General features: G+C 62.8%; 6 protein-coding genes. All 6 read left to right on the top strand.

Annotated elements, in window-relative coordinates; all coding sequences use genetic code 11:
• Positions 1 to 1,032: UDP-N-acetylmuramoyl-tripeptide--D-alanyl-D-alanine ligase (locus HF921_RS00065; protein WP_215893070.1), on the top strand; the 1,032-nt coding region annotated here is incomplete at its 5' end.
• The gene (gene mraY / locus HF921_RS00060) at positions 1,032 to 2,114 is read left to right on the top strand and encodes a phospho-N-acetylmuramoyl-pentapeptide-transferase (protein ID WP_064218188.1); all 1,083 of its coding nucleotides are present in this window, start codon (positions 1,032 to 1,034) and stop codon (positions 2,112 to 2,114) included. The genes HF921_RS00065 and mraY, both read left to right, overlap by 1 nt.
• A 1-nt stretch (position 2,115) precedes the next feature.
• The gene (gene murD / locus HF921_RS00055) at positions 2,116 to 3,462 is read left to right on the top strand and encodes a UDP-N-acetylmuramoyl-L-alanine--D-glutamate ligase (protein WP_215893069.1); all 1,347 of its coding nucleotides are present in this window, start codon (positions 2,116 to 2,118) and stop codon (positions 3,460 to 3,462) included.
• Positions 3,459 to 4,631 (top strand): putative lipid II flippase FtsW, encoded by a 1,173-nt coding sequence (gene ftsW, locus HF921_RS00050; protein WP_215893068.1) that lies wholly within the window; start codon positions 3,459 to 3,461, stop codon positions 4,629 to 4,631. Before murD ends, ftsW begins: the two co-directional genes overlap by 4 nt.
• A complete protein-coding gene (gene murG / locus HF921_RS00045; protein ID WP_215893067.1) occupies positions 4,624 to 5,706 on the top strand; it encodes an undecaprenyldiphospho-muramoylpentapeptide beta-N-acetylglucosaminyltransferase in 1,083 nt (360 codons plus the stop codon). The genes ftsW and murG overlap by 8 nt, the downstream gene beginning before the upstream one ends.
• Positions 5,699 to 6,658 (top strand): UDP-N-acetylmuramate--L-alanine ligase (gene murC / locus HF921_RS00040; RefSeq protein WP_215893066.1); only part of this gene is annotated, 960 nt, incomplete at its 3' end. The genes murG and murC, both read left to right, overlap by 8 nt.

Raw genomic sequence — 6,658 nt, 5'->3', positions numbered from 1 at the left:
GGCTCCTGCGGCAAAACGACGGTCAAAGAGGTACTCACCGCCATTCTTAACGAGTCCGGCCCGGTGCTTGCCACACTCGGCAATCAGAATAATCACGTCGGCGTGCCTCTGACGCTCGCCAGACTCGGTTCGGAGCATCGCTACGCGGTGCTGGAAATGGGCATGAATCACCCCGGCGAACTCACCCTCCTCAGCGGGCTGGCGCGGCCCACTCTGGCCCTGATCAACAATGCCGCCCCCGCGCATCTGGAGGGTCTCGGCAGCGTTGCCGCCATTGCCGCAGCCAAAGGCGAAATTCTCTCCGGCCTAGACAATCGCGGTATCACGATCCTCAATGGCGATGACCCTTTCGCGGATTTCTGGTCGGAACGGGCGCCGGGCGAAGTCTGGCGCTTCAGCTTGGAGCATCGCCCGACGCGGGTACGCGGACACTGGCACGCCCACGAACAGGGTGGCGGACATCTGGAGGTGCGCGCTCCGCAAGGGCAATTCACTCTGGAGATTCCCTTGCCCGGTCAACACAATGGCCGCAATGTCCTGGCGGCCACGACCGCGGCGCTGGCGCTCGATATTCCCATTCCGCAGATTCAACGGGCGGTGGCCGGACTGAAGACCATCCCTGGGCGTTTACAGTGGCGCTCCGGCCTTCATGGCAGTCGGCTTCTCGACGACACTTACAACGCCAATCCGGCTTCTCTGGAGGCCGCCCTGCGCGTGCTCGCCACGCAGGGCGGCCAATGCATTCTCGTCCTGGGTGACATGGGTGAACTCGGTCCCGAAGCCGCACTTTACCATCGGCAGGCGGGGACACTGGCGCGGCAACTCGGTATTGAGCGCCTTTACACACTCGGCCCGCTGGCAGCAGAAGCAGCCGATGCCTTCGGCGTCGACGCCGAAGCCTTCTCCGAATTGCCCCCTTTACTAACTGCCCTGCAAAGTCGCCTGGACGGAGACACCGTGGTACTGATCAAAGGCTCCCGCGCCGCCCACATGGAACGCGTCGTACAGGCACTAACCGGGGGGGACGCCTGATGCTCTACGCCCTCTTTATGGAACTCGGCAACCTTTATCACGGCTTTTACGTGTTTCACTATCTGACCCTGCGCGGCGTATTGGCCGTCCTTACCGCATTGCTCCTCTCGTTGTTCATCGGCCCCTTCTTTATCGCCCGCCTGCGTCGGTACAAAATCGGTCAGATGGTCCGCAATGACGGCCCCGAAACCCACCTGAGCAAACAGGGTACACCCACCATGGGCGGCGCCCTGATCCTGCTGATAGTCGTCCTGACGACGCTGCTCTGGTCGGATTTGCGTAATCCGCTGGTCTGGGTGGCGGTGCTCACTACCCTGGCCTTTGGCGCCATCGGCTTCAGCGACGACCGGCGCAAGCTGCGGCGCAAAAACAGCAAAGGACTCTCGGCGCGGGCCAAATATGGTTTACAGTCGCTGGTGGCCTTCGCCGCGGCGAGTATGCTCTACGCCCTGGCCAACAAGCCGATAGAGACCAGCCTGATCCTGCCTTTTGTACCACATGTACTGATCCCGCTGGGCATCGGCTTCATCCTGTTCAGTTATTTCGTGATTGTCGGCACCTCCAATGCCGTCAACCTGACCGACGGACTGGATGGCTTGGCCATTGTACCGACAGTCATGGTCGCAGCGGCTTTAGGAATATTCGCTTACGTATCCGGCAACGCGGTCTTCGCCCACTACCTGGATGTGCCCTGGGTGCCGGGCTCTGGACAAATGCTGATTTTCTGCGGGGCACTGGTGGGCGCGGGACTCGGTTTTCTCTGGTTTAACACGTATCCGGCCGAGGTTTTCATGGGCGATACCGGCGCCCTGGCGCTGGGCGCGGCGCTGGCCATCGTCGCCATCATCGCCCGTCAGGAACTCGTGCTGGTCATTATGGGCGGCGTTTTTGTGGTAGAAACCTTATCCGTCATCATCCAGGTGGCCTCTTTCCGGCTCACCGGCAAACGGGTCTTCCGCATGGCGCCCCTGCACCATCATTTTGAGAAAAAAGGCTGGCCCGAACCCCGGGTGGCGGTCCGCTTCTGGATCATCACCGTGATTCTGGTCCTCGTCGGTCTTTCCAGCCTGAAGATACGCTGACATGGACCTCAACGGCAAAAAGGCATACATCGCCGGCATGGGCAAGACGGGACATTCCCTCTTGCGCACCGCCCTGCGCCTGGGCGCCCGTTGCCAGGTCGCGGACACGCGCCGGCTAGAAGACGCCGCCAATTTGCGGCAACGTTACCCAGACGTCGATTTCCATTTTGGCGATCTTCCCGAAGACCTGTTCCTGGGTGCGGATATCATTCTGCTCAGCCCAGGACTGATGCCGACATTGCCCGCCTTGCTCCGCGCCAGACAAGCGGGCATAGAGATCATCGGCGATATCGAACTTTTCGGCCGTATCGCCCGGACGTCCATCGTCGCCATCACCGGCAGCAATGGCAAAAGCACGGTCACCTCTTTGCTTGGCGAGATGGCACAAGCCGCCGGACTACGCGCCGCCGTCGGTGGCAACCTCGGCATCCCCGCCCTCGACCTTTTGCCGGAAACGGGTCCCGAGCCGGATCTCTATGTCCTGGAACTGTCCAGCTTTCAGCTCTCTGCCTGCCAACATTTTCGCCCACGCGCCGCCGCCATCCTCAACCTGAGCCCCGACCATCTGGATTGGCACGGCGATTATACGGCCTATGGTGCCGCCAAGGCGCGCGTTTTCCAGGCGATGGGGGCGGGGAATACCCTGGTACTGAATGCCGAAGACACCTTTACCGCCGCCCTCCCCGCTCAGGTTCCGGCAGGGGTGCAACTGCGGTTCTTTGGACGGGCAGGCGATCGCGACGCCTATACCGCCGATGGTCAGCTCTGCCTGCGCGCCGACGGTCCGTTGCTGGCCTTGGATCAACTCCTGCTACGCGGTGGGCATAACACCGAAAATGCGTTGGCGGCGGCATTGCTCGCGCGCGCCGTGGATATCCCACTTACCGCCATTCGGCAGGCCTTGCGCAATTTCTCCGGTTTGCCCCACCGCCTCGCCTGGATTGCTGAGGTGAACGGGGTGAACTACTACGACGACTCCAAGGGCACCAATTTGGGCGCCACCCTCAAAGCCATGTCCGGCTTGCCGGGACCCCTGGTGATGATCCTGGGCGGCGATGCCAAAGGGGCCGACCTGAGTCCGCTACGGGAAGCCTGTCGCGGTCAACGGGGGGCCGTCGTCCTTGGTAAGGATGGCCCGCAAATAGCCGCGCTGCTGGCTGACGTGTTACCGGTGCAAGCTGCCGACAGCATGCCAGCGGCGGTACAGGCGGCAGCGGAGATGGCGCGGAGTGGCGACCAGGTACTGCTCTCACCTGCCTGTGCCAGCACGGACATGTTCATCGATTATCAGGATCGCGGCCGTCAGTTTGCCGCAGCCGTGCAGACCGTGACGGGGAGAGTGGCATGACCAGGCCAAGTTGGTGGTTAGCGGAAGACGGCCCTGCCGATTATGTTCTCTGGTGGGTCATTCTGACCTTGCTCGGCTTCGGCTTCATCATGGTCTACTCCGCCAGCACGCCCATCGCCCAGCACGAGACCGGCAATCCTTTCTTCTTTGCCGAGCGGCAGGGCCTCTACGGCATTTTTGCCGCTGCGATACTCTATTACGCCAGCCGCATTGATCTGGATTTCTGGGAGCGCATCACTTTCCCACTGATGGGCCTTTCCATCATCGCCCTACTTATTGTTTTCATACCATTTGTCGGCGTATCGGTGAATGGCTCCCATCGCTGGATCAACTTCCTCATTGTCCGCCTGCAACCTTCCGAGTTGCTGAAATTTGCCTTGCTGCTTTTCCTCGCCCGCTACGTGGTACGTAAGGGGGAGTTGCTGGGCCGTTTCAAAGAGGGGCTCTGGCCGATTTTTGTGGTGCTCGGTCTGCTGGGTGTGCTCCTGCTCCTGCAACCGGATTTCGGCTCTTACGCGATGGTGGTGCTCCTCACCGGAGTGATGCTCTTTCTGGGCGGCCTGCCCTTGGGTTACGTCATCCTGGCCGGCGCCGTATCGGGTAGCGCACTCGGAATCCTGGCCATATCAGCGCCTTATCGCCTGGCTCGCATCACGACCTTCCAAAACCCCTGGGCAGATCCTTACGGGGCCGGATTCCAGTTGGTGCAATCTCTCATTGCCTTTGGGCGTGGCGGCCTCTTCGGAGTCGGTCTGGGCGACGGGGTAATGAAATATTTCTACCTGCCCGAATCCTATACCGACTTCATTCTGGCGGTGATCGGCGAAGAGCTCGGCATGATCGGGGTGTGGTCCCTGACGATTCTCTATGGCATCGCCTGCTGGCGGATCTACCACGTCGGCCGCCGTGCCGCGGCGGCCGGTGATGCCTTCTTCGCTCTTTTCTGTTACGGCACGCTGACCTGGTTTGGGGGCGAGGCGGTTATGTCCATGGGCGTGAATCTCGGCGCTCTGCCGACCAAAGGTTTTGCCCTGCCGCTGATCAGTTACGGCGGCAGCGCCCTGGTCTTCCTCTGCGCAGCCCTGGGTGTCGTCCTCGGCGTCAGCCGCCGTTATCCGGCTGTGCCCAAAAGCAAAGTCGTCGTCCGGGAGGAACTCCAGAATGGCTGACAGCGTCCTGATCGCAGCCGGCGGCACTGGCGGCCATGTCTTCCCGGCCCTGGCGGTCGCCGACGCACTGCGCGCCCAGGGCGTGGAGGTCGCTTTTGCGGGAACGGCTGCCGGGATGGAAGCACGCCTGGTGCCGGAACGCGGCTACCCGCTGTATACCCTGGACATGCAGGGTCTGCGCGGCAAAGGCATGGGGCGCTGGCTGCGTGCACCCTGGCGGGTGAGCAAGGCCATCCTCCAGGCCCGGCAGATTTTGCAGCGGACCCGGAGCCACGTGGTCCTGGGCATGGGCGGTTACGTCGCCGCACCCGTCGGCATCGCCGCCTGGACTCTGGGACGCCCACTCTGCCTGCATGAACAAAATGCCATCGCCGGGCTCAGCAATCGTTTGCTGGCCCCGCTGGCCAGGCGTATTTTTCTCGGCTTTCCCGGCACCCGTCTGGCCCGCGGTGAGTGGGTGGGGAATCCGGTGCGCGCGGCCATTCGCGCCTTGCCGACACCGCAGGAACGCTTCCACAACCGGAAAGGGCCGGCGCACCTGCTCATCATGGGCGGCAGTCAGGGCGCCAAGGTGCTCAACGAAGTCAGTGTCGCCGCGTTGAGCGGCATGACCGCTGCCGAGCGCCCTGCCATCTGGCACCAGACAGGTAAGGATCACGTGGAAAGCACGCAGGCGGCTTACACGCAGGCGGGCCTTGACGCTCGGGTAGAACCCTTTATAGAGGATATGGCCGCGGCGCTGGGTTGGGCCGACCTCGCCCTCTGCCGCGCCGGCGCCGCCACCATCGCCGAACTCGCCGCCGCTGGTCTCGGCGCCGTCCTGATCCCCTTTCCCTTCGCGGTGGACGACCATCAGGCCGCCAACGCCCATTTTCTGGAGGAGGCCGGTGCGGCCAGGATGCTGCGTCAGGAGGGACTGGACGCCATCCAATTGCGCGACGTGTTGAACCCCTTGCTGACCGACGCCGCACTCCGCCTGCGCTGGGCAGAAGCCGCGCGCGCGCAGACCAAGGGCGACGCCGCCGCCACCGTTGCGACAGCGTGCGTAGAATATGACGGAGGCAACAATGCGTAACTGGGTCCGCCAAATCCACATGGTCGGCATCGGCGGCAGCGGCATGCGCGGCATCGCCGAAGTGCTGTTGAATCTCGGCTATGCCGTCTCCGGCTCCGATTTGCATCCCGGCAGTTCCACTCTGCGCCTGACGGACTTAGGGGCGCGGATTTTCAGCGGCCACGAAGCGGCCAATGTGCGCGGCGCGGATGTGGTCGTGATTTCTTCGGCCATTCCCGAAAGCAATCCAGAGGTACAAGCCGCCCGCGAACTGCGCATCCCCGTCATCCGCCGCGCCGAGATGCTGGCGGAGTTGATGCGCTTCAAGCAGGGCATCGCCATCGCCGGCACCCACGGCAAGACCACCACCACGAGCCTGGTGGCCAGTATTCTCGGCGTTGGCGGACTGGACCCCACCTTCGTCATCGGCGGCCGCTTGAAGAGCGCAGGCACCCATGCCGCCCTCGGCAGTGGCGAATATCTGGTGGCAGAAGCGGACGAATCTGATGCATCCTTCCTCTATCTCTCGCCCGTCATGGCCGTCGTCACCAACATCGACGCCGATCACATGGAAACCTACGGCGACAGCCTCGATAATTTGCGCGGCGCCTTCCTGCAATTTCTCCAGCGTCTGCCCTTCTACGGCCTCGCCGTCCTCTGTACCGATGAACCCATGGTCGCCGGCCTCATCCCCGAATTGCGCACCCCCGTACTGCGCTACGGCTTCGGTGACGATGTGGATTTGCAAGCGCGCGATGTCGCCGTGCACGGCATCGGCAGTCGCTTCGCCGTGTGGCGGCGGGTGGACAGCGACTATGTCCACTGGCTGGACGTAGAACTGGGCATCCCCGGCCGCCACAACGTCCTCAATGCCCTTGCCGCCATCGGCATCGCCAGCAAGGTGGGCATACAGGAATCCACTATTGCCAACGCTCTGGCCGACTTCCGTGGGGTCGGCCGCCGCTTTGAGCTG

This window comes from Acidithiobacillus ferriphilus (assembly GCF_018854775.1).
In the GTDB taxonomy this organism is placed as follows: domain Bacteria; phylum Pseudomonadota; class Gammaproteobacteria; order Acidithiobacillales; family Acidithiobacillaceae; genus Acidithiobacillus; species Acidithiobacillus ferriphilus.
The sequence above is the reverse complement of the archived record's forward strand: the minus strand, read 5'-3'. Positions and strand labels throughout refer to the sequence as shown.

Bases quoted from the DNA above. Each gene is read 5' to 3' on its own strand.
- ftsW (WP_215893068.1), top strand. From the start codon at position 3,459: ATGACCAGGCCAAGTTGGTGGTTAGCGGAAGACGGCCCTGCCGATTAT.
- murD (WP_215893069.1), top strand. From the start codon at position 2,116: ATGGACCTCAACGGCAAAAAGGCATACATCGCCGGCATGGGCAAGACG.
- mraY (WP_064218188.1), top strand. From the start codon at position 1,032: ATGCTCTACGCCCTCTTTATGGAACTCGGCAACCTTTATCACGGCTTT.
- murG (WP_215893067.1), top strand. From the start codon at position 4,624: ATGGCTGACAGCGTCCTGATCGCAGCCGGCGGCACTGGCGGCCATGTC.